The organism is Neorhizobium sp. P12A (assembly GCF_008365395.1).
Classification (GTDB): Bacteria; Pseudomonadota; Alphaproteobacteria; order Rhizobiales; family Rhizobiaceae; genus Rhizobium.
Window position 1 is genome coordinate 1 of sequence record NZ_QOVX01000014.1, and the last position, 21148, is coordinate 21148.

Annotated in this window: 17 protein-coding genes and 3 pseudogenes; 8 read left to right on the forward strand and 12 right to left on the reverse strand. The window is 58.5% G+C overall.

Annotated features, from left to right (window positions below):
• Positions 1-630 precede the first annotated feature (630 nt).
• The 3 genes and pseudogenes from DTW90_RS26985 to DTW90_RS27000 all read left to right on the forward strand — a co-directional run bounded on the left by DTW90_RS26985 (position 631) and on the right by DTW90_RS27000 (position 4088).
• On the forward strand, positions 631-846 hold the full coding sequence (locus tag DTW90_RS26985; protein WP_149342354.1) for a DUF4167 domain-containing protein: 216 nt from the start codon (positions 631-633) through the stop codon (positions 844-846).
• A complete protein-coding gene (locus DTW90_RS26990; RefSeq protein ID WP_149342356.1) occupies positions 843-1871 on the forward strand; it encodes a fatty acid desaturase in 1029 nt (342 codons plus the stop codon). The genes DTW90_RS26985 and DTW90_RS26990 overlap by 4 nt, the downstream gene beginning before the upstream one ends.
• A 761-nt stretch (positions 1872-2632) precedes the next feature.
• Positions 2633-4088: pseudogene (locus tag DTW90_RS27000) on the forward strand (carboxylesterase family protein).
• Positions 4089-4131: 43 nt separating this feature from the next.
• On the opposite strand, the gene DTW90_RS27005 reads toward DTW90_RS27000, so the two are convergent.
• Positions 4132-5121: a LysR substrate-binding domain-containing protein gene (locus tag DTW90_RS27005; protein ID WP_165927968.1), complete on the reverse strand. Its 990-nt coding sequence runs from the start codon at positions 5119-5121 to the stop codon at positions 4132-4134.
• 123 nt (positions 5122-5244) lie between these two features.
• Here DTW90_RS27005 and DTW90_RS27010 point away from each other — a divergent pair, with 123 nt between their 5' ends.
• The 4 genes and pseudogenes from DTW90_RS27010 to DTW90_RS37740 form a co-directional block, all read left to right on the forward strand.
• A complete protein-coding gene (locus DTW90_RS27010) occupies positions 5245-6255 on the forward strand; it encodes a TRAP transporter substrate-binding protein (protein WP_132527520.1) in 1011 nt (336 codons plus the stop codon).
• A gap of 48 nt (positions 6256-6303) precedes the next feature.
• On the forward strand, positions 6304-7215 hold the full coding sequence (locus tag DTW90_RS27015) for an alpha/beta hydrolase (protein ID WP_149342360.1): 912 nt from the start codon (positions 6304-6306) through the stop codon (positions 7213-7215).
• Between the two features lie 35 nt (positions 7216-7250).
• Positions 7251-9119, forward strand: coding sequence for a TRAP transporter large permease subunit (locus DTW90_RS27020; protein WP_246665061.1), 1869 nt, complete (start codon positions 7251-7253; stop codon positions 9117-9119).
• Positions 9120-9424: 305 nt separating this feature from the next.
• Positions 9425-9523: pseudogene (locus tag DTW90_RS37740) on the forward strand (hypothetical protein); the annotation flags it as partial.
• 59 nt (positions 9524-9582) lie between these two features.
• Here DTW90_RS37740 and DTW90_RS37745 read toward each other — a convergent pair.
• The 8 genes and pseudogenes from DTW90_RS37745 to leuC all read right to left on the reverse strand — a co-directional run.
• A pseudogene (locus DTW90_RS37745) lies at positions 9583-9689 on the reverse strand (ABC transporter permease); the annotation flags it as partial.
• An 80-nt stretch (positions 9690-9769) separates the two neighbouring features.
• Positions 9770-10516, reverse strand: a complete 747-nt coding sequence (locus tag DTW90_RS27030; RefSeq protein ID WP_149342363.1) for an ABC transporter permease subunit — start codon at positions 10514-10516, stop codon at positions 9770-9772.
• On the reverse strand, positions 10516-11268 hold the full coding sequence (locus DTW90_RS27035; RefSeq protein ID WP_149342365.1) for an ABC transporter permease: 753 nt from the start codon (positions 11266-11268) through the stop codon (positions 10516-10518). The genes DTW90_RS27030 and DTW90_RS27035 overlap by 1 nt, the downstream gene beginning before the upstream one ends.
• Positions 11268-12074: an ABC transporter ATP-binding protein gene (locus DTW90_RS27040; RefSeq protein WP_132527510.1), complete on the reverse strand. Its 807-nt coding sequence runs from the start codon at positions 12072-12074 to the stop codon at positions 11268-11270. The genes DTW90_RS27035 and DTW90_RS27040 overlap by 1 nt, the downstream gene beginning before the upstream one ends.
• Positions 12071-13069: an ABC transporter substrate-binding protein gene (locus DTW90_RS27045; RefSeq protein ID WP_188080067.1), complete on the reverse strand. Its 999-nt coding sequence runs from the start codon at positions 13067-13069 to the stop codon at positions 12071-12073. The genes DTW90_RS27040 and DTW90_RS27045 overlap by 4 nt, the downstream gene beginning before the upstream one ends.
• 98 nt (positions 13070-13167) lie before the next feature.
• Complete coding sequence (locus DTW90_RS27050; protein WP_188080068.1) at positions 13168-14052, reverse strand: isocitrate lyase/PEP mutase family protein; 885 nt, start codon at positions 14050-14052, stop codon at positions 13168-13170.
• Positions 14049-14687, reverse strand: a complete 639-nt coding sequence (gene leuD / locus DTW90_RS27055) for a 3-isopropylmalate dehydratase small subunit (protein ID WP_149342371.1) — start codon at positions 14685-14687, stop codon at positions 14049-14051. The genes DTW90_RS27050 and leuD overlap by 4 nt, the downstream gene beginning before the upstream one ends.
• The gene (leuC, locus tag DTW90_RS27060; protein ID WP_149342373.1) at positions 14684-16099 is read right to left on the reverse strand and encodes a 3-isopropylmalate dehydratase large subunit; all 1416 of its coding nucleotides are present in this window, start codon (positions 16097-16099) and stop codon (positions 14684-14686) included. The genes leuD and leuC overlap by 4 nt, the downstream gene beginning before the upstream one ends.
• A gap of 226 nt (positions 16100-16325) precedes the next feature.
• Between leuC and gcvA the strand changes: the two genes are divergently transcribed.
• The gene (gene gcvA / locus DTW90_RS27065) at positions 16326-17240 is read left to right on the forward strand and encodes a transcriptional regulator GcvA (protein ID WP_132527500.1); all 915 of its coding nucleotides are present in this window, start codon (positions 16326-16328) and stop codon (positions 17238-17240) included.
• Between the two features lie 65 nt (positions 17241-17305).
• Here gcvA and DTW90_RS27070 read toward each other — a convergent pair whose 3' ends face one another.
• The 3 genes from DTW90_RS27070 to DTW90_RS27080 form a co-directional block, all read right to left on the reverse strand.
• The gene (locus tag DTW90_RS27070; RefSeq protein ID WP_149342375.1) at positions 17306-17803 is read right to left on the reverse strand and encodes an aconitase family protein; all 498 of its coding nucleotides are present in this window, start codon (positions 17801-17803) and stop codon (positions 17306-17308) included.
• 388 nt (positions 17804-18191) lie between these two features.
• Complete coding sequence (gene dhaL, locus DTW90_RS27075) at positions 18192-18833, reverse strand: dihydroxyacetone kinase subunit DhaL (RefSeq protein WP_132527496.1); 642 nt, start codon at positions 18831-18833, stop codon at positions 18192-18194.
• 57 nt (positions 18834-18890) lie between these two features.
• Positions 18891-20987, reverse strand: a complete 2097-nt coding sequence (locus DTW90_RS27080) for a bifunctional sugar-binding transcriptional regulator/dihydroxyacetone kinase subunit DhaK (RefSeq protein WP_149342377.1) — start codon at positions 20985-20987, stop codon at positions 18891-18893.
• Positions 20988-21148: the final 161 nt, after the last annotated feature.

The following is a 21148-nucleotide window of genomic DNA, read 5'->3' on the forward strand; positions in this document are numbered from 1 at the left end:
ACATCAGGGCCAAGGCAGCGGTTGCCGATAAGGGATACGCCAGCAAAGCCAATCGCAATGCAGCCCGGTCGCGCGGCATCATTCCGGTGATCCCGCACAAATCCAACGAGAAAGGAAAGCCGGCCTTCTTCGCAAAGGCATCTACAAAGGTCGCGCGCGCATCGAACAGGCCGTCGGCAAGCTCAAACGCTTCAAGCGCGTCGCACTACGCTGCGAGAAGACGAAGCGAAATTTCGCTGCCATCGTTTCCATCGCCGCCGCATTNTCTCATTTCGCAATGCCCTGCTCTTCACTGGATCTGGGACGTGAAGCCGCCACAATGCTGCTGTATAGGTCGAATCTTCCGAGCGCAGTGCTCGTTACAGAGGCTGCCGTCCGATTGCCGGCATAAATTCACAATCTTCCAATCAGCGATTTTAATTGACGCTGTCGAGCGCTGCTCGTGCGCGTGGATCCCATGAACCCCAATTCAAAACAACAGTCTACGACAGCCGCAACGCTGTCTGGTCCGCCTCCGCCACGAGCTCAGGCGGCTACCAGGACAAAGACATTTGCCCGAGACGAGCAACGCCGGATCGTTGCCGAGCAGATCGATTTGGCAACTTGCTTTATCAGAACGAGGAGCGCCCGATGGGCCGACATATCATGAACAATCAGCATCTTTCCCGCAGCCAGAGAATTGCTCCTCCTTCGAGGGAACGCCTCTTGGATCGATACCACGAGCACCTTCGGTTTGCCGAGGCAAAGATTTCGACTGGCGACCGCATCGGAGCCGAAAACGACTACCAGCATGCCGAGCACTTCTTTCGCAGCGCCGCCGAGGCGCAAGATGCGCATCGCCCATGAACGCCACGACCAGAACTGGCCCGGGCGGCGACAAGACTGAAAGAACCTGGCTCAAAATTCTCTCGACCTACCGAAAGCCGGCGATCGGCCGAAGCCTGTTTGAGCTGTGCGTGACCTTGGTACCATTCGTGCTTCTCTGGGCGGCAGCCTGGATGGCGATAGACCATGGGTATTGGCTCGGCTTGATCCTTGTTATCCCGGCAGCCGGATTTCTCTTGCGGCTCTTCATGGTGCAGCACGATTGTGGGCATGGCTCGTTCTTCGGAAGGCGTCGGTTCGATGACTGGACGGGTCGCGCAATCGGCATCCTGACACTTACGCCTTACGACTATTGGCGCCGCGCGCATGCCGAACACCACGCCTCGGCCGGCAATCTCGACGAAAGAGGTGTCGGCGATATCGCCACGTTCACCGTTGCCGAATATCGCGCCCTGTCGCGTCTTGGAAAGCTCGGCTACAGGCTATATCGGCATCCGCTTGTCATGTTTGGCATTGGTCCGGCATGGCTTTTCCTGTTCAAGCAGAGACTGCCATTCGGGATGATGCGAGCCGGTGCGCTTCCGTGGATCTCGACGATGGGAACGAACGCGGTCGTTGTGGCACTCGCAGCACTCCTGATATGGGCTGTCGGGATCGTCCCTTTTCTGTTGATCCATCTGCCGATCGTGCTCATCGCCGGTTCGGTCGGTGTGTGGCTGTTTTATATCCAGCACCAATTCGAGGAGACCCACTGGTCCAGGCCCCCGGAATGGACGCTCCAGCATGCGGCCATGCACGGCGCTTCATATTACGATCTCCCGCGGCCTCTGCGTTGGATAACCGCCAATATCGGCATGCATCACATCCACCATATTTCAAGCCGCGTGCCCTTCTACAGGCTGCCGGAAGTGTTGCGCGATTATCCGGAACTTACAAGCGTCAGCCGGATCACCCTCAAAGAGAGCTTGCGCTGCGTAAAATTCATCCTTTGGGACGAGAACTCGCGGCGGCTCGTTTCGCTGAGCGAGGCCAAGAGATGTCCGTAGGAAGATCGCAGCACCATTGGGGCATGGATAGGACTGGCCGCGTTGCGCAGGGTATCGGCGATCCCGTGACCGCCCAACATATCGTCTCGGAAGCCGCCGCGCGGTTTGGCCGGATCGACACTGCCCGAGCGCGTCACTGGTACAGAACGAATGATACGAGACAGTGCGCGCCGAAGGCGAGCAAGTCTTGGGCGCGCCCGGCGTTGATTAGGACAAGTCGGATGCGCCCGCTCGCAAGGAAACAACCTTGGGCACCGTTTCGGGCCGTGATCGAATGGGGTCATCGACGATGCAAAGCGTTGTCCGGGGTACCGGCTCTCTCGAAACGGACTATCTAAACGGCGAGATCGTATGGCTCGGACGGATCCAGCTGGGTGTCGACAGCTAGCGCAGCAGCTATCGATTGCGGGATAAGCAGCTTCTCAAATTCACTGGCAGTTCGCCCTTCTCATTCCACGCATGGCCGTTCTTGATTCGGAAATAGCCATCGCCGGGCCTCAGTGCATAGTCTCCTGTTACGGATAGGTGAGGACACGCCCGAGCGATCGAGACAAGGGCAGCTCTTGTAGGCATCCGTGGTCTGGGAGGAATTCATGTCTATTTTGGCGGCGTCGCTGCGTGGCGCCAAACGGTTTTTTGTGCCCGCAGCCGTGGCAATGGCGGTACTGTCAGCTACGTCAGTCTTTGCTGTCGATGCGCCTCAAGCAAATGTCGGGCGCGAAACGCTTGTCGGTACCTCTTCGCCGGGTCTCGCGAAATTTATGGGCATCCGCTATGCCCAATCGCCGATCGGCGATCTGCGATGGAAGCCACCCGCCCCGGCCCCGGCGGCAAGCGGAACGGTCGATGCGACCAAACCAGGCAGCGGCTGCCCGCAGGGCAAGAGGCCCGTGGGGTGTCCCTTCTTCGAATGAGGATTGCCTTTTTCTCAACGTTACCGTTCCCGCGGACGGCTCCGGCATGCAATTCTGGCAGCGGAAGCCCGTCATGGTGTTCTTCTATGGCGGCGGCTTTACTGGGGGTTCCGGGGATCTCTACAATGCCGACGACCTTGCCAGGGAAAATGATGTCGTCGTCGTTACGGTCAACTATCGTCTTGGCGCGCTCGGCTTCTTTGCCCATCCCGCACTGGATGCGGAAGATCATGCCGTTGCGAATTATGGCCTGCTCGATCAACAGCAGTCTCTTAGATGGGTTCGCGACAACATAGCCTCCTTCGGCGGCAATCCCGACAACGTGACAATTTTCGGCGAGTCGGCCGGAGCGATCGCGATCTACGCGCACATCGTTTCGCCGATGGCTGCCGGCCTTTTCCAGAAGGCGATCATCGAAAGCGGCGCTCCTGCGGACCAGACATTGCAGACGGCGGAGGACCAGGGCAAAACCCTCGCCCAGAAAGTGGGCTGCCCAGTGGATGCCGGCGCGGAGGCAGCCGCCTGTCTTCGCAAGGTACCGGTCGATGCACTCGTTTCTGCGCAGGCAACGCCGATTGCGACGATCATCGACGGGAAGCTCCTGACCGGTCCGATCGCCGACGCTCTCGGGGCCGGACATTACAACCACGTACCGGTCATCAACGGAACGAACCATGACGAAGGCAATCTGATTGCGGGTTTCATGTTCGATCTGTCGGGGAGCCCGCTTGTCGCAAAGGATTACGAGAAGGCGCTTCAGGGTATCGGATCCTTCATACCGCGTGTCGGCTTTGCCGACGCAGCCATCCCGGCGATATCGAAAACCTATGCTCTTTCGAAGTACAAGGCGCCGGGATTGGCGGCCGCCCAAGTCATCACCGATGGTGTGATCGCCTGCCCCGCGTTCGAGATCAACAAGGTCATGGCAAAATATTCACCGACCTTTGAATATGAGATGGCTGACACCGATGCGCGCTCAATCGTCGCTCCGCCGATCAGCTTTTCCTATCGGGCAGGCCATTTCAGTGAGCTTCAATATCTCTTCGATCTGAGCAGCATCACGCTCAAGGGAACGCCCGACATGACGGACGCCCAGAAAGCGCTTGGTAGGCAGATGCGCGCCTATTGGGCAAATTTTGCTCGCGCCGGCAATCCCGATGGAACGGGCCTGCCGGTATGGCCCCGATTCGATGATGGCAAGGCAGGGCCGGTGCAATCCCTTAACAAGCCGACCTCCAGAAGCATCAACAATTTCGCGACAGAACACCAATGCGCCTTCTGGAGAACGGTGGAACGAAAATAGCCAGCGCCGAACGCTCGCGCTCCTTAACTTCTCCAACCCACCTTTAGTCCGTGGTCAAATGGGCAAGGAACGCCGCGGCCGCGGGAGTCAACGAATCGATACTTCGAACGCTGATCATCAATCGCCTCTCGGCCCATTGTTCGTTGAGTGTAAGGACTTTTACACCAAGAGCTTCGGCATAAGAGGTTGCCACACTGTGCGGCACCACGGCTACTCCAAGCCCGGCGGCGACCATGCGGCTGATCGCGTCGAAGCCGGAGGTGCGCGTGCTCATGCGTAGCGTCACGCCAAGATCACTTCCAGCGCGTATGAGCGCGGTGTCGATCGAGCTCCCTTTCGGAGCGCCGATATAGTTGTATTCAACCGTGTCGGCAAAGGTGACGCAATCCTTGCAGGCCAAGGGATGGCTCAGCGGAACGAGCAGCGCGAGACGGTCAGCCCGATAGACAAAGGATGTCAAATCGGTTGGAACGATCACGTCACCGTAAATTCCGATATCGGCGGCATTGTCTGCAATCGCGCGCAATGTCTCAGGCGTCGTGCTTTCTCCCACCTCGACGCGAACTTCGGGATAAAGGGCTAGGAAGGTCTTCAGATCTTCTGGCAGATAGCTCCCCATCGCGGTGGCGTTCGCCTGAACACGGATGGTACCGCGCACGCCGGCGGAGAAATCCTGTAGCTCCGCTTCGAGCTCGGCAACATTACGCATGATAAGGCGGGCGTGATGCAGCAGTGCCGAGCCGGCGGCGGTCAGGAACATGCCGTGCGGCTTGCGCTCGAACAACTTGATGTTGAAATTGAGTTCCAGGTCAGCAAGGCGCTTGCTGATTGCCGAGGCCGCAAGATGTTCGCGCTCAGCGGCCTTAGCCAGGCTCGTTTCTTCAGCCACAGCGATGAAGAGACTAAGTGTAATCAGATCGACACGCGTCAAATGGCCCTCCCCCAGAGCGATGTTCCCCGCGCCTTGCACTGAACGATAGCCAATACAAGAACTTACATCCGAACGATAGCACGCGGCCGGGATCTTCGCCAACGACGCATGCAGCTTCACGAATGGGCAATGGCATCTGTCACAAAGGCGCGACATCATGCAAACCGACTTCAGCCGGTACCGGGGAGCGGCCGGCGAAGACCGAGAATAATGGGAGGAATACATATGCATATCAATCGCCGTCATTTCATTGGCGGGGCTGCAGCAGCTGCTGCCGCAGCGACCATGTCGAAGAACGCCCTTGCCGCGCAGTTTCGCTACAAGCTCGGCCACAGCACGCCTGCCGACCATCCCTTCAGCAAACGTCTTGTTGAAGCTTCGAGCGAAATCCTCGAGAAAACCAGCGGCCGTCTAAACATCCAGGTCTTCCCCAACAGTCAGCTCGGCGGCGACAACGATCTTCTATCGCAGGTTCGCAGTGGAGCGGTCGAATTCTTCCCGGCCGCCGGCCTCATTCTTGCCTCCGTTCTGCCTGTGACCGCAATCGACGGCATGGGATTCGCCTTCCCGAACTACGACAAAGTCTGGGAGGCCATGGACGGAGATCTCGGCACCTATGTTCGCGATCAGATTTCCAGCAAGACCAATCTCGTTCCGATGACCAAGATGTGGGATCTTGGCTACCGGCAGGTCACCAATAGCGCGCGGGCGATCAACACAGCCGACGATCTTGCCGGCCTGAAACTTCGCGTGCCAGGCGCTCCGCCCCTCGTCTCCCTGTTCCAAGGCCTCGGCGTTGCTCCGGTCAGTATGCAGTTCGGCGAAATCTATACAGCCCTGCAGACCAAAGTCGTCGATGGTCAGGAAAACCCGCTGTCGCAGATCGATAGCGGCAAGTTCTATGAAGTGCAGAAATACATGTCGCTGACGAACCACGTCTGGGACGGGTTCTGGATCATCGCCAACGGCGCCGCTTGGAAGCGCCTGCCCGAAGATGTTCAGAACATCGCGAACTCGGTCTTCAGCGAAAAAGCGTTGTTGCAGCGCGCCGATCTCGTCACGCTCAACAAGACGCTCATCGACCAGTTGAAGACCAAGGGACTGGCGGTGAACCCGACCGAGCCCGATTCCTTCCGCGCCAAGCTCAAGCAGGCTGGGTTCTACGCCAATTGGCGCAAGCAAATCGGAGATGAGGCCTGGACGCGCCTCGAACATTACACGGGGCCCCTGGGCTGAAGGTAATGTCATACGGCCTTTCGGGCCGTCGCTGATCTGGAGATTGAAATGAAGAATGCTTTCGAAAACCGGCCTGCCGGTCGTCGCCATCGCGTTCGCACCGACGACGGTGTGGTGATCGAAGTACGGGAATGGGGCAATCCCGAAGGACCCGAACTGCTGTTGGTCACGGGCGTTGCGCAAAGCTATCTGTCTTTCGTCAAACAATACTCGGATCCAGAAATGCAGAGGTTCCGTATCATTTCCTTCGATCCGCGCGGGCACGGCCTCTCCGACAAGCCTTTCGGCGACGGGTGGTATCAGCAAGGCAAGCGCTGGTCCGGCGAGGTACAATCCGTCATCGATGCACTCAAGCTCCGCAAGCCAGTCCTCGCCGGCTGGTCGCTTGGCGGGCGGATCGTGCGGCAATATCTGGTCGACTACGGCGATGCGCAGCTGAGCGGCGTCGCCTTCCTGTCCTGTCGGCCGGTCGAAGTGCCTGAGGTTATCGGCGCCGGTAACGCCGTCGTGCAAAAGCTCGATATCGATGACCTCGGCAGCCGGGTGGAGGTCTCGCTGGCGTTCCTTCGCAACTGCTTTGGCGTGCAGCCTTCAGGCGAGGAATTTGCGTTCGCGCTCGCCTACAACATGGTCTGCCCCTTCGAGATCCGCCAGCAGATCGGTAAATGGTGGACCGAGCCGACAATCTCCGAAGCGGCCCTGAAGGCCGTCACCGTCCCAACCCTCATCGTCCATGGTCGTGATGATATTCTGGTCCTCCCAAGCGCCGCGGAAATCACCCACCGACTCGTCCCCCATGCGACCTTGAGCCTTTACGATGGATGCGGGCATTCCGTGTTCTACGAGGCGGCGGAGCGGTTCAACGCCGAATTGACGACGTTTGTGGACGCTTGTTGGGATCCCGCATCCGATACCGCCACGCAGCAGCGTCGGGCCGCGGCAGCGGCAGCGGCAGGCTGAGCCGGGAGGGTACATCCATGGCTGGGGCGAGCACCTTGAGCGGTAAGACAATTGAAAAGCGGGCTGACGAGGATCGGAAGACCGGCATATTGACGGTAGTCGACGAATTCTTCGTCGCGGCCATCTCAGCAGTAGCGGCTTTATTGCTGGCTATCGAGATCGTCGTCCTGTTCCTGGGCATCGTTGCCCGTTACGTCTTCCACCACCCGCTCGTATGGACGGACGAATTCGATTCCATCCTGTTCCTCTGGCTCGGCATGCTCGGCGCCGCGATCGCCTTGCGGCGGTGGGAACATATGCGGATGAGCACTTTCGTCTCGATGCTGCCGGCCTCATGGCAGAGCTACCTGTCGGGCTTCGCGCTGGCTGTGGTTATCGCCTTTCTGCTGCTTTTGTTGCCGCCATCCTTCGAGCATGTTCAGACAGAGGCCGGCGTCATTAGCCCCAGTCTCGAAATATCGATGTTCTGGCGGGCGGTCGCCATGCCTGTCGGCATCGGATTGATGATCGTCTCGGCGCTCCTGCGGCTTCGCACGATGCCGCGCATGGTCGCCGTCGTTTCTCTTGTCGCCGTGGTGATCGCGGCTTCCGTGCTTGCCTTTCTGCAACCCTTCTTTCTCGATCTCGATCAGGCCAATCTTGCCATCTTCTTTCTGGTCGGCGTCCCGCTGATGGTCTTTTCGGGCATTCCCATTGCTTTTGCCTTCAGCACCGCGACCTTTGCCTATCTGACGCTCGGAACCTACGTGCCGCCGTCCATCCTGGTTGCACGCCTGGATGCCGGCATGTCGCAATTGCTTCTGCTGGCGATCCCGACATTCGTCTTCCTCGGTCTGCTCATCGAGATGACGGGCATGGCGGAACGGATGATCATCTTCCTGTCAAACCTGCTCGGCCATGTCCGGGGCGGATTGCAATATGTCCTCATCGCGGCGATGTATCTGGTCTCGGGAATTTCAGGCTCGAAGGCTGCCGATATGGCGGCGATTGCACCGGCATTGTTTCCCGAGATGGAAAAGCTCGGAAACGACCGAGACGCCATGACCGCCCTGCTTGCGGCAACCGGCGCGCAGACGGAAACGGTCCCCCCGAGCCTTATCCTGATCGCAGTCGGTTCGGTAACGGGCCTGTCGATTGCGGGATTGTTTACCGCGGGCTTGCTGCCGTCCGCCTTGTTGGGCGTCATGCTCTGCATATTCGTCTGGTTTCGCACCCGCAAGGCGCCGAAGGCGAAGGGACCTGCGGTGAAGCGCAGCTTAATGTGGAAGAGTTTCGTAGTCGCGCTGCCGGCACTTGCGCTGCCATTCGTCATCCGCAGCGCCGTCGTCGAGGGTGTCGCGACAGCCACCGAAGTCTCGACCGTCGGCATCGTCTACGCGCTCATCGTCGGCCTCCTGCTCTACCGGCAATTCGAGTGGAAGCGGCTGATTCCCATGCTGGCTGCGACGGCCTCTCTTTCGGGGGCCATTCTATTCGTGACCGGCGCTGCTACGGCGATGGCATGGGCAATCACCCAGTCGGGCTTCTCTCAGACGCTTGCCGACGCCATTGCGGCAGTTCCGGGCGGCGTGCCGACCTTCATGGCCCTTTCCATCCTGTTGTTTGCAATTCTCGGCAGCGTGCTTGAGGGACTGCCGGCAATCGTGCTTTTCGGACCGCTGATGTTCCCGATTGCCCAAGGCCTGGGCATCAACGACATCTACTATGCGATCGTGGCCATTCTGGCGATGAGCCTTGGTCTGTTCACCCCGCCCTTCGGCGTCGGTTTCTATATCACCTGTGCAATCGGCGGAGCCGATCCCAACAGGGCGATGCGACATCTCTGGCCCTATCTCGCCATACTCACCGTCGGCGTGGTGATCATTGCTCTGGTTCCGTGGCTTTCCATAGGCCTCATACAATAGACAGAGCCCACGCCCAGACGCTGTTCGACTATCATTTCAATACGCCAAATTACTAGGTGATTGGTCGCACAGCCAAAAGAGCCGCCTAGAGTAGAACGCGAGCAGCGGTCATTTCACCGGCTTCGTTATGACTAACCCCGTCGTTCGAGCGGCACGAAGGATGGCACGCGGCGTGACGCGCAGCACGAATAATGCGTCATGAAAGGCGCGCTGCGGGGCGTGCGGTTATTGGCCGGGAACAAGTAGTGGCAGCACGAGGGCGACACGTCTTGATCGAGGCGCCTCACTGCGGGGCTCTTGCGGAGATGGCGTGGGGTGCCGCGACCGGAGAATCCGATTTCCTGCTCTGCAAGTTTGACCTCGGCGTCGGCGGTGCGATTGTCCGCGACAGCACCGTTGTACGAGGAGTCAATGGAAGCGCGGCCGAGTTCGGGCATATCGTATGGGATCCGGAGGGTTCCCACACCGATGCCGACGCGGTGCCGAGCGCGGTCGCCGAGCGCCTCCGAAGATGAGCGTTCCGCCAAGCACGACGGCGGCGATGGACTGAAGCAGGTAGGGCTGCCCCAATATTATCTCCTTACGCCACAGCATCCCGCGCTCGTCCTGGAAAAGGCGAGCGGTGCCCACCCCGAAATCTCGCCGCATGGCTACTTCTGTTTGTGCAGCTTGCGATCATAAAAGAGCAGGACGCTGCTGACCGTTGCCGCAAAGATGACCAGCAGCAGCGTTATCGCCATAATGAGATCGATGTTGTGCAGCCCTATCGCGTTCATCAAGAGAAAGCCTAGCCCGCTCTGAGAAGCAAACATTTCGCCAAGCAGGGTGCCAATGAGTGTCAACGAAAAGCCGACGCGGAGGCCGGTGAATATTTCCGGAAGCGCGGCGGGAAACAGGACAGAACGAACCATGTCGACTTGCCTGAGCTGCATGACTTTGCCCGTCTTGATCAACACCGGGCGAACGTTGCGAACGGCGTTCATGGTGAAAAGGGCGATCGGAATGATGCCGTGGATCGTGCCGAATGCCACCTTCGCCGATATTCCAAGCCCGAAAATGAGGAGCAGGATCGGATAAAGTGTGATCTTGGGAATCGAATAGAATGCGACGAGGATAGGCTCGAAGGTCTGAGCCGCCGAGCGGTTGTAGCCGAGCGTAAATCCGATCGCCAGGCCGGCGAAGATTGCCAGGATCAATGCCATCACGAAGGCCCGCATCGTTTCCCACAGATGCGGCCAAATCATATCCCCGGTAAGCAAGGTGCCGACATAGCTCAGGGTCTGCGCTGGCGAGCGCAGTGCAATATCGCCAACATCCCAGTAAAGCAGCTGCCAGCAAATGAGCACGAGTAGAATGAGGATTGCGGCATTTCGCAGTGCCGCTTGCGAACCAGACATTATCCCTGTCCCCTCCGCCGCATGAGCCGTTTCTCCCAATAAGCAAGGATCGTGTTCACGCTGATCGAAACGAACAGGATCAGGAGGATCAACGGATACATGGTGGCGTTATCGAAATTGTTATAGGCAAAGCTGATCTCATATCCCATGCCGCCACGCGACATGATGAACTCGGCACCAATGATGCCGATCAGCGAATAGGCAACAGCGAGCTTGGCCCCGGTCAGCACATAGGGGGCCGCGGACGGCAGCATGATTTTTGCTGCGGTCTCGACGGGTCCCATACAATTGACCCTCGCCGTCTTGAGAAGAACGCGGGGTACGCGATCCAGGCCGTTCAACGTGTTCACTATGATAGCCACGACCGCCAGCATGAAGCCCAGCAATATCTGCGGCGCATCTCCGAGCCCCAGCACAATGATAAGCAACGGATAGAAGGCAAAAACCGGGATCGCATAGTAAGTCGCAAACAGGGGATCGAGGACATCGCGCGCCAGACGGAAGCGGTAGAGAACAACTGCAGTCATAATGCCGATAGCAAGCGCCAGCACGAAGGCAATTGCAGCGTTGGAAAGCGTTTTGACGATCGCGGCGTTTAGGCTGCCGGATGCCAGCATATCAAACAGATCAATGATCATCCGGTGCGGCGGCTGCATCGTTATGACATCGATCGTTCCCGTCAGGCACAGCACTTCGAGCAGGGCAATGAAACCGAGGATGATCACCAAACGATAGATCGCAGGGCGGCTCATCATGCAGCTCCCACTTTGCCCATGGACTTCATCGATTCCGTCCGCAGCGATCGCCAGAGCCGCGCCGTGATTTCGCCGAAGCGATTGTCTTCGACGATGCGACTGTCGCGATCCTTGGACCATCCGGTTTCCACTATGTCCAGCAGTCTTCCCGGCCGTGCCGACATAACGCCGATACGGTCAGCGAGCATCGCGGCCTCGTCCAGTGCATGGGTAATGAGGAATACAGTGGCTCCGGTATGCCGCCAGAGACGCAAGAGCTCGTCGCCCATCAGCAAGCGGGTCTGCTGATCGAGCGCTCCGAAGGGCTCATCGAGGAGGATGAGGCGCGGCTGCATGACCAGGGTGCGAGCTATGCAGACGCGTTGACGCATGCCGCCTGAAAGCTGTGCGGGGTAGCTATCAGCAAAGGCGGCGAGGCCCATCATGTCAAGGGCGCGCGAAACGCGCCCTTCCCTTTCTTCCTGGCTAAGCTTCTTTCGCCGCAACCCGAATTGGATATTATTCCGCACGGTCATCCAGGGGAAGGATGCATCCTCCTGGAAAACCACGCCGACGCCATCCGGGATGCGGTTGCCGATAGCAACGCCTTCGAATTCGACGCTGCCCTTGCTTGCTGTCGTCAATCCGGCGATCAACTCAAGCATGGTCGACTTGCCGCATCCGGAGGGACCCACGACCGCAAAGAACTCGCCTTTGCGCAAATCGAGGTCGATCGGCCCCATTGCATGCACGATTTCCTTGCTGCCCGAGCGTTGGAATGATTTCTCCGCTGCCCGAAGCGTGACATGTACTGCTGATGTCATTGTATGCCCTTGATGTCATCCGGCAGAAAGCTTGTATCGATCATCTTCGACACGTCGGCATCGCCCGAAATCGCTCCTACCGACTTCTGCAGATCGATCATGCGCTGCAGGCCGGCCATGTGAATGGTGCCTGGTCCCCAGTACGGCATGCCCTGCGTTCGGCTGGTCGTAAGGTTGGTAACGGCGGCGCGACCGACAGCGGGATCAAGATTATAGGCCTTGGCGACGATATCGCCGGCCTCATCGGGATGTTGGATCATGAAATCGACTGCTTTGCGGCGCGCGCGGATGACGGCGCGAATAAAATCACCCTTCGCCTTCGCTTGGGATTCCGAGACCACACCGATGACGTTTTCAAGCGGCGGCAAAATATCGGTCGCCTTGGCGACGGGGCGATACTTGTCCTTGAATTTCGACCAAAGCGGCTCGGGAATGGGAGCGATGTCGACCAGATCGGTATCGAGGGCTGCCACGCCTTCGCCAAACCCACCGGTCTTCACAAGTTCCGCATCTTCGGTCTTGAGGCCGCCGGACTGCAGCAGAAGCGTCGCGAGCGCCTGGCTGGTCGAACGCGGATTGGTATAGGCAATCTTCTTGCCTTTCAGATCCTTGACGGTCTTGATCGGCGAGTCCGGCTTTACCGCCCAGACGAATTCGGCAACCGTGCTGACATTGTCGCTGACGATCTTGATGTCAGCGCCCTTCTGGATTGCAGCGACAACGACGCTCGGGTTGACTTCACCGTAAGGCACGTCGCCGGCCAACATGTTGCGAAGCGTGGTACCGCCACCGTCGGACGTCACAATACCGGTGACGTTGGCGCCCTCATCTTTGAAATAGCCCTTGGCCATCGCGACGGCAAAGGGCATGCCATTGGCAGAGACGCCATAATTGCTGACGACAAGCTGCTCGGCCCCAGCAGGCGCGGCGAGCATAAGGCCGGTGACCAGAGCGATCACCGGGCCCGACAGACATTGAAAACTCAAACTTGGCATGCACTTTCCTCCCATTGTATTCGATTGCGTCCGATCTTTCCTGTGCGCTGAATGAAAATCTCCTCCGTCAGCCCACTCCCTTCCGAAACTGTCGGCGTTCAGCCGTCCTGTCCGAATTCCGCTTCGATGCTCCGCCATTTGGTCAAGTTGACGGCCACATCCAAAATCTCACGCGCTTGTGTTATTCCCGCGAACGGCTGCAATTGCGTCTTGCCAAGTCCATAGCTGCGCAGATCCTCCAGGCCGGCCCGCATCGCGGCAACGGAACGAAGAAGAATGCTCAACGGGAACGATACCTGGCTGAACCCCATCTGTCCGAGGACAGAGGGAGCAAGCCAAGGTGCGTTACCGCCTTCAAACATTGCCGCAGACAAGAACGCACCCTTGAACGTCTTGCCGACACGCTCGTAGTCGGCATCGGTCCTTAGTCCGGCAATGAAAATGCCGTCGACGCCGAGCGCCAGAAAACGTTCCGCCCGGCGCATTGCCGCATCAAGCCCATAGACGCCGTAGGCATCCGTACGTCCGATGATGAAGGTTTCGGGATTGGTACGTGCGGCGAGCGCCGCGCGGAGCTTTGCCTCGATGACGGCTTCATCGGCTACCGCCGCCGCCTTGTCGGCCCGTTGCTGTTTCCTATCGCGTTCTTGATCTTCGATGAGCATCCCACTGACGCCGATTGCCTCATAGGCGAGCACCGTGCGCACCGTACTTTTAACGTCTCCATAGCCGTCGTCGGCATCGGTCAGAAACGGCAGAGTGGATGCGTCGGCGATATCCTTTATCCCCTGCGCCATATCGGTCAGGCCAATCAGGCCGATATCCGGATAGGCATAACGCGCGGCCAGCAAAGCAGAGCCGCCGATGGTGAAAGCCTTGAACCCGGCCTCTTCGATCAACCGCGCGGAAAGGGCGTCGTGAGCAAGAGGGGTAATGAGGGGCCGCTCTGAAGCGAGCGCGTGTCGGAACGATTGTCTATTCACGTCGATACCTTGGATGTCAGAGGAGCATGTAGCCAGGGATATTTGGCAAGTCCCTCGGCATGAAACGCAGCAATATCGTCCGCATAACGAAGAGTAAGGCCGATCTCGTCATCGCCGCGGATGAGCGCGTCACGACGAGATGCGGCTATGCGAAAGGGGGTCTGATGGCCTTTTGCATGGATCAAGGTGCCCCCAACAAGATCGACTGAGAAGACCGGATCGCCGCCGCCTTCGGCGGAGAGAGCGAAGCAAGTTTCAAGCTCAGATTTGTCGATGATCCCGGCGACAAGGCCGTTTCGAAATGCGTTCTCGTAAAAAATATCGGCAAAGCTGGGTGCGAAAACGCATTTGATACCAAACTGCACCAACGCCCAGACCGCGGCCTCCCGCGAACTGCCACAGCCGAAATTCTCGCCGCCGAGAAGGATCGACGCGGATCGAAAAGGTTGCTGGTTCAGAATGAATTCCGGACGTTCGTTGCCGGCATCATCATATCGCTGCACGGCAAAGAGACCTTTTCCGAGGTCCGCATGAGCAGTGCGCATCCATGGTATCGGAATGATCGCGTCGGTGTTGATATTCGCGGCTGGCATCGCAGCTGCTATGCCGGAGAAATTGACGAAACCGTTACTCATGACGCCATCACCTTGCGCACATCCGAAATCTTGCCGGCAATCGCAGCCGCGGCGACCATCGCGGGACTGGCGAGATGGGTACGGCTGCGCGGTCCCTGCCTGTTTTCGAAGTTGCGATTTGAGGTCGCAATGCAACGGCTTCCAGGAGGCACAACATCTTCGTTCATGCTCACGCACATCGAGCAGCCGGCATCCCGCCACTCGAAACCGGCTTCTTGAAAGACCTTGTGAAGGCCCTTGGCTTCGGCGGCACGCTTGACGGTCATCGAGCCGGGAACGACCATGGCGCGGACACCATGGGCCACCTTGCGGCCGCGCGCGACCGCCGCGGCATCTTCAAGATCAGAGAGGCGGGCATTTGTGCATGATCCGATGAAGGCGATGTCGATTGGCAACCCTTCCAACGGCATGCCGGGAGAAAGATCCATGTATCGCATGGAATCGGTGGCCATTTCACGTCGCGCCGCGTCCCTGAAACTTGCGGGATCCGGAACACGTTCACCGATTCCGACAACATCCTGCTGTGTTGTTCCCCAGGTTACCTGAGGTGCAATGCGGGTGGAATCTATCACCAAATCCTTGTCGAAATTGGCTCCTGAGTCGGTGGCAAGCCGACGCCAGTGTGCGATCGCTCGTTCGAGCACATCGCCCCTGGGGGCGTACTCGCGACCCGTGACGTAAGCGATTGTCGCCTCGTCCGGAGCGATCAGACCGAGACGTGCTCCAATCTCGATCGACATGTTGCAGATCGTCAGCCGCGCCTCGATCGGCAAAGCCCTAATTGTGTCGCCGGCATATTCGACGGCATGCCCCTGCCCTGCAGCAATGCCAAACTTACCGATCGCGTGCAGGATCATGTCCTTGGCGGTCACGCCGGCAGGCAAGCGACCGGAAAAGGCGATCCGCATGGTTTTCGGTTTCATCAGTGCCAGCGTCTGTGTCGCAAGAACGTGTTCGACCTCGCTGGTCCCAATGCCGATGCCGAGAGCACCCAATCCACCGGCCGTCGATGTATGGCTGTCGCCACAGACGAGGATCGCGCCGGGCAAAGCCAAGCCGAGTTCGGGGCCGATAACATGGACGATGCCCTGGCGCGGGTCTTCGACGCCGAAATGCCGAATGCGGTTTGCAAAGGCATTTTCCCTCATTAGGGTCAGCAGTTCGCGACCCTGCGGATTGGTCGTTTCGGTGCGCCCCGGCTCCGTCGATATGATATGATCCTGCGTGGCGACGCTTAGTTCGGGATGCCGGACCGGACGCTTCTTGCGCACGAGACCTTCGAAGGCGCGAGCGCTGGTCGTTTCCTGCAGGACGTGACGATCAATGAAAAGCAGGTCCCGACCATCGTCAAAATGTTTGATGAGATGGAACTGCCAGATTTTTTCGAAAAGACTTTGAGCGGACTTATTCATTCATTTGCCAAGGGACAGCGACATCGCCACGCCTATCTCAACGCGCGATCTACTGTGCCGTCCCCGCCTCCTCCCAAGGTTCGGATCAACATTCCGGCCTCGCACCGGCTTGGCATATCCTGATTTTCTTGCATATGAGGATTGCTGCCGGTTACATAAACATGAGAAATCATGGGCTCGGTAGCCAGAATTTAATCATAGTGACCCTAGAAAAAGTCATGGCACAATGACCTTACGCCTTCCACCTTTGAACGCCTTGCGTGCATTTGAGGCTGCAGCCCGCAACGGGAGCCTCACACAAGCCGCGCGGGAGCTATCCGTAACGCAAGGAGCGGTCAGCCGACATGTTTCCCAGCTCGAAGAATGGCTGGGGGTGCCGCTCTTCGTAAGAACGCGGCGTGGAAGCGAATTGACGCCAGAGGGCGACAGCTATTTTCGCGGCATCAGCCCGGTTTTTAAGGAGATTGATCTTCAGACCAAACAGCTGACGAAGAAGCCGGACGCGAACATGCTGAAGTTGAAGCTTCCGCCAACGTTCGCGATTCGCTGGCTCGTGCCGCGGCTTGCGCGGTTTCACGCCCTTAACAGACATATTGACGTGCAGATCACCACATCTCATCAGCCGCCAGACTTTAGCGTCGAGGATATCGATGTCGCCATCGAGTCGGGCTACATTCCAAGCCCGAACGTCAAGCACCACCGATTGTTTGGCGAAGTGCTGCTACCGGTCTGCAGTCCTGGACTGTTTAAAATGTTTCCAAGGCCGCAGCAGCCGTCAGACCTGTCGCAGCATGTTTTGCTCTGTTCAATGCACCGACCGAACGACTGGCCCGATTGGCTCAGGGCGGCCAACCTCCCACACATAGATGGAAACAGCGGCCTGAAATTTGAAAATAGCGCCCTGGCATACCAAGCCGCAATCGACGAGCTCGGGATCGTCATGGCGCAATATGCCTTTGTGAAGGACGATCTGCGAACGGGGCGGCTGGTCGAGCCTTTCCAACTTAGGGTGCCAACCGGGCAAGCGTATTGCATCACCTATACGAATCCGCGACCGCCAGCGAAAATCACGACTTTCGAGAACTGGATCACCGCCTTGGCGCGAGAAGAGGACTGGGATGCGCCATCAAATCCGCAGTGAACGATCGCAGGCTCTCTATTTTGGCACGGGGATGTGATGTCGGGGGTACGGCTGGTCAGCCGACTTCAGGCATCTGCAGGAGATGACAGGGAAACCTTGCCCTGGGGAACAACGCCCGAAGACGCAGCGGCGATCACCGGTTGCGTGGAGGTATGGCTGTCGGCGCACACGATTGTCATGCCCGAAAGGCTCAAACCCTGCTCGGGCCCGACGACATGCACGATACCCTGGCGCGGATCGTGGAGACCGAAAACGGTGATGTTGGATTCCTTGGCGTCCCGCGTCAGCGCCTCGATCATCGTTCGGCGTTCGGGGTCGTTGATCGCGGACATTTCATGCGTGTGAGTGGGCACGTAGTGGTCGGCCGTGCCGAAAATACGCTCGGGCGAGCGTGGCTTCAATCCGCGGTCGCGCAGGACCTGGAAGGCCGGTGCGGTAACATCATGAATAAAATGGCGATCGATAAAAACAAGGGCCTGGCCATCATCGCGCGACATAATCCGGTGACTATCCCAGATCTTGTCGTACATCGTCTTCAGCATACCCAAGGCACTGGCCAGCATATTATACTCACTCCCATCACTTTTCGATCAGCCTCCAGACGCACAGCAACTCATACGAGTAACGCTTCACCGATCTCATCCTCGGAAATGATGATGCATCAGTGGCTTGCTTGTGGCGTAGTTTTCGGGAAAGCCACCATCGCGAATGACTATGGCAGAAGCTGATTACGGACAAGCAGGCTGGTTGACATCAAGGGAAGGCGATACGCATCCCGTGTGTTGTCGTCCTTTCTCCCTCGGAGATCCCTGCAGGGACGATTTCACCTGACAGCTTGCCCCGGACGAGGCTACATTTAGACTGGGCCTGCCATGAGATTGGGAGCTTTCCCTTTGCGATGCTTCGACCACACCGGCCCAGTTGCGACGCTGTCCTTGCTTCACCTTCCGACTACAGGCGAATTGCCTTGGCCATTGCGTGGATCATCACGGTGGCAGAGGCTGCACCTGGATCGATATGACCGAGCGACCTCTCGCGAAGTCTAGCTGCGCGCCCCTTGGTCGCGATCATTGAACGCGTGGCGGCGGCACCATTGTCGGCGGAAGCAATGACGGCGCTCCAGAAGGCATCTCCCGTCTTGTCCTCCTCGATCGCATTGGCCGCCGCGTCGGCCGCCGGAAGCCAGACATCCAGCATGGTCTTGTCACCACGCTGCCCTTTTCCACGCTCGGCTATTCCGGAGGATATGCCGCGGATCATGTCGGCACATGCTCTCACGTCCAACTGCGAATGACCGGCCAGCGTCTTCGCCGCGCGACGGAAACCTGTGGAATACAAAGGCCCGGACGATGCGCCAACGGCGTCCAGAAAAGCGTCGGCGGCAGTCGACATGACCTCCGACAAGCTGCTATTACCGAGATCGAGCTTCGACAGAGTTTTGTGAACCGCGGCAAACCCTATCGACATTGTGATGCCGTGGTCTCCGTCACCGATCGCACCGTCCAGCTCCGAAAGACGGTCCTTTTCGTTTTCGATCGCCTTCGAGATCATCTCGAACATCTTGGCCAAACTACTGGCCGGGCTCTCCGACATTCCATCCTCCCTATATCGCAGACTGATTGGCCGCCCGATCAGCACCATCGATGCGGATCAATTGACCCGCAAAGCACTCGTTTCACACGGGTGATGGAGCAGATCCTTCAATTCTTCATCAAGATGAAAAACGGAGATCGACGCTCCAACCATATCCAACGATGTGCAGTAGTGGCCGACCCATTTTGCCTGTATTTCAATCTTCTTGGCCGCGAGCCGTTGGGCGACGCGGCGGTAAAGGATATAGAGTTCCATCATCGGCGTTCCGCCAAAAGAATTGACGAGAACTGCCACTTTTTCGCCGGGCCCTGCTTTCAACTCGGAGAAAATCTTGTCCATGACGGAATCCACGATCTCGTCCGCCGTTCGCATACGTTCGCGTGAAACGCCTGGTTCACCGTGGATGCCCATGCCAATTTCGATATCATCGGGGCCAATCTCGAAATTGCGCCGACGGGTCTGCGGCATGGAGCCAGGCTCGAGCCCAACGCCGATCGTATAGGTGCGTGCATTCGCCTTTCGCGTCACTGCCTCACAAGCATCAAGGGTCAGACCTCGGTCTGCGGCAGCTCCCGCTATCTTGAAAATGAAGAAGTTACCGGCGACGCCGCGCCTGCCGTCGCGATCCTCCGGTGACGAAGATGCCACATCATCGGTGGTGAGAACTGTCCTCACCGCAATGCCCTTTTCCGCCGCAAGCTCCGCGGCCATCTCGAAATTCATCACGTCACCGGCGTAGTTGCCATAAACGAAGAGCACGCCAGCGCCACCTGAGGCGGCGACGGCACAGCGGACAATCGGGTCGGGTGGGGGCGACGAGAAGATATTGCCGACTGCCACGGCATCTGCAAGCCCCTTGCCGACATATCCGGCAAAACAGGGCTCGTGCCCCGCGCCGCCGCCAATCACGAGACCGACTTTGCCTTTTCTCGGGCCATCACGCGCCACCAGTGCTCGGTACGATCCGTCGATCGGTTGGATGTATTCGCCGTGCGCCTTCAGGAAGCCGTCCATCATTTCTTCAATGACGTCATTCGGTTTATTAAGAAATTTCTTCACCTGCGTTCGATAAAAACCCGCCGGCTCTGGCGCTCGTTTCTCCGCCACCCTTGGCTGCGGCTTGTCGTCTACCCCCACAGCGCCATCGGCGCGCAAAATTCCGCGTCCGGTTTCCGCATCGGTGATCAGCACATTGATGTAGCCGCCCCGCAAGGCGGCGAGCAAAGCCGGGACCTTGTCGAAACCACCGGCAACGCCGACGCGCGTTCCGATGCGGCTCAAATTATCGAGGGAGATGCCGACCGTCCGGTCGTCCAGCGGCCCGTGAACCGGCCGGCCTTTTTCGTCGATGAAACGACCGGCGACGACGCCTGCGACGCCATGCGCGAGATAGTGCTGCAACAAGGTCGGCTCGAGCAGGCCGCTTGTATGAATAGTGGAATTTGGGCGCAGCGACGAAATGCCGAAGATGATCCTGTTGGCCTGCTCCAGCGTTGCGAACTGTTCCTTTAGTAACGGTTCGTCCAGAAGCAGCTCGCGCAATGCCCGGGAGGCGACGATGGCGGGCGCAGTAAGGTTGACGCAGCGCGCATCAAGCGTATCGGCGATCTTGGCGGCGCAGAGTTCGGGCGTATAGGCAAAGGTGGCGTTCATACCACCGGTCGCCTGCACGACCGTCATGTCCCGCAGCGCTGCGGGTTTCATATGCTCGCCGACGGAAAGAATCGTTCGGCCCCATGCGACCGCCAGCGTATCTCCAGATTTGAGAAGGCTGGGAAGCGCCTGCGCGCCGGCAACGCCCAGCCGCTCGATCAGAGGTCGGCCGCTTTCGTCGCTCGGCACCACAAGACAATCGACAAGCCCGAAATGGCTCTTGAGCTGCTGGGCAACAGTGAGCGAGGCGAGACGTGCCGGATCCAGCGAAATCCTGACAATGCCCTTCTCGCGAGCGTCTGCGAGATAACTGTTGACGGTGGCCCGCGACACACCCATCGTATCGGCGATCTCGCCCTGGGTCATTCCATCTTCGTAGTATAGCCAGCAGGCCCAGACATATGGATCATCCCCGTAGCGCAAGGGCATCGCATCCGTCCGCTCCGCGCCGCCGCTCCCGCTTGTTCCGCCTTTACGCGCCAAAGCCGTCTTGGATGTCATGAATTCGTGGGGCTCCCTCGTTCGTCCGGCCAGAGGATGGAAGCAATGTCAAAGGTTTGCAACCGCCTTCCTTAAAGAAGGCAACGCGTGACCGCATCACTGACGACGCGATCACGCGGTCTTGGGAGACAACGGACGGCATGACGCCGAATTCAGACGAT

Coding starts and splice junctions, on each gene's coding strand:
- DTW90_RS27040 (WP_132527510.1), bottom strand. CDS start 12,074: ATGACATCAGCAGTACATGTCACGCTTCGGGCAGCGGAGAAATCATTC.
- DTW90_RS27080 (WP_149342377.1), bottom strand. CDS start 20,987: ATGACATCCAAGACGGCTTTGGCGCGTAAAGGCGGAACAAGCGGGAGC.
- DTW90_RS27045 (WP_188080067.1), bottom strand. CDS start 13,069: ATGCCAAGTTTGAGTTTTCAATGTCTGTCGGGCCCGGTGATCGCTCTG.
- DTW90_RS26985 (WP_149342354.1), top strand. CDS start 631: ATGGGCCGACATATCATGAACAATCAGCATCTTTCCCGCAGCCAGAGA.
- DTW90_RS27035 (WP_149342365.1), bottom strand. CDS start 11,268: ATGAGCCGCCCTGCGATCTATCGTTTGGTGATCATCCTCGGTTTCATT.
- gcvA (WP_132527500.1), top strand. CDS start 16,326: ATGACCTTACGCCTTCCACCTTTGAACGCCTTGCGTGCATTTGAGGCT.
- leuD (WP_149342371.1), bottom strand. CDS start 14,687: ATGAGTAACGGTTTCGTCAATTTCTCCGGCATAGCAGCTGCGATGCCA.
- leuC (WP_149342373.1), bottom strand. CDS start 16,099: ATGAATAAGTCCGCTCAAAGTCTTTTCGAAAAAATCTGGCAGTTCCAT.
- DTW90_RS27010 (WP_132527520.1), top strand. CDS start 5,245: ATGCATATCAATCGCCGTCATTTCATTGGCGGGGCTGCAGCAGCTGCT.
- DTW90_RS27070 (WP_149342375.1), bottom strand. CDS start 17,803: ATGCTGGCCAGTGCCTTGGGTATGCTGAAGACGATGTACGACAAGATC.
- DTW90_RS27030 (WP_149342363.1), bottom strand. CDS start 10,516: ATGTCTGGTTCGCAAGCGGCACTGCGAAATGCCGCAATCCTCATTCTA.
- DTW90_RS26990 (WP_149342356.1), top strand. CDS start 843: ATGAACGCCACGACCAGAACTGGCCCGGGCGGCGACAAGACTGAAAGA.
- DTW90_RS27015 (WP_149342360.1), top strand. CDS start 6,304: ATGAAGAATGCTTTCGAAAACCGGCCTGCCGGTCGTCGCCATCGCGTT.
- dhaL (WP_132527496.1), bottom strand. CDS start 18,833: ATGTCGGAGAGCCCGGCCAGTAGTTTGGCCAAGATGTTCGAGATGATC.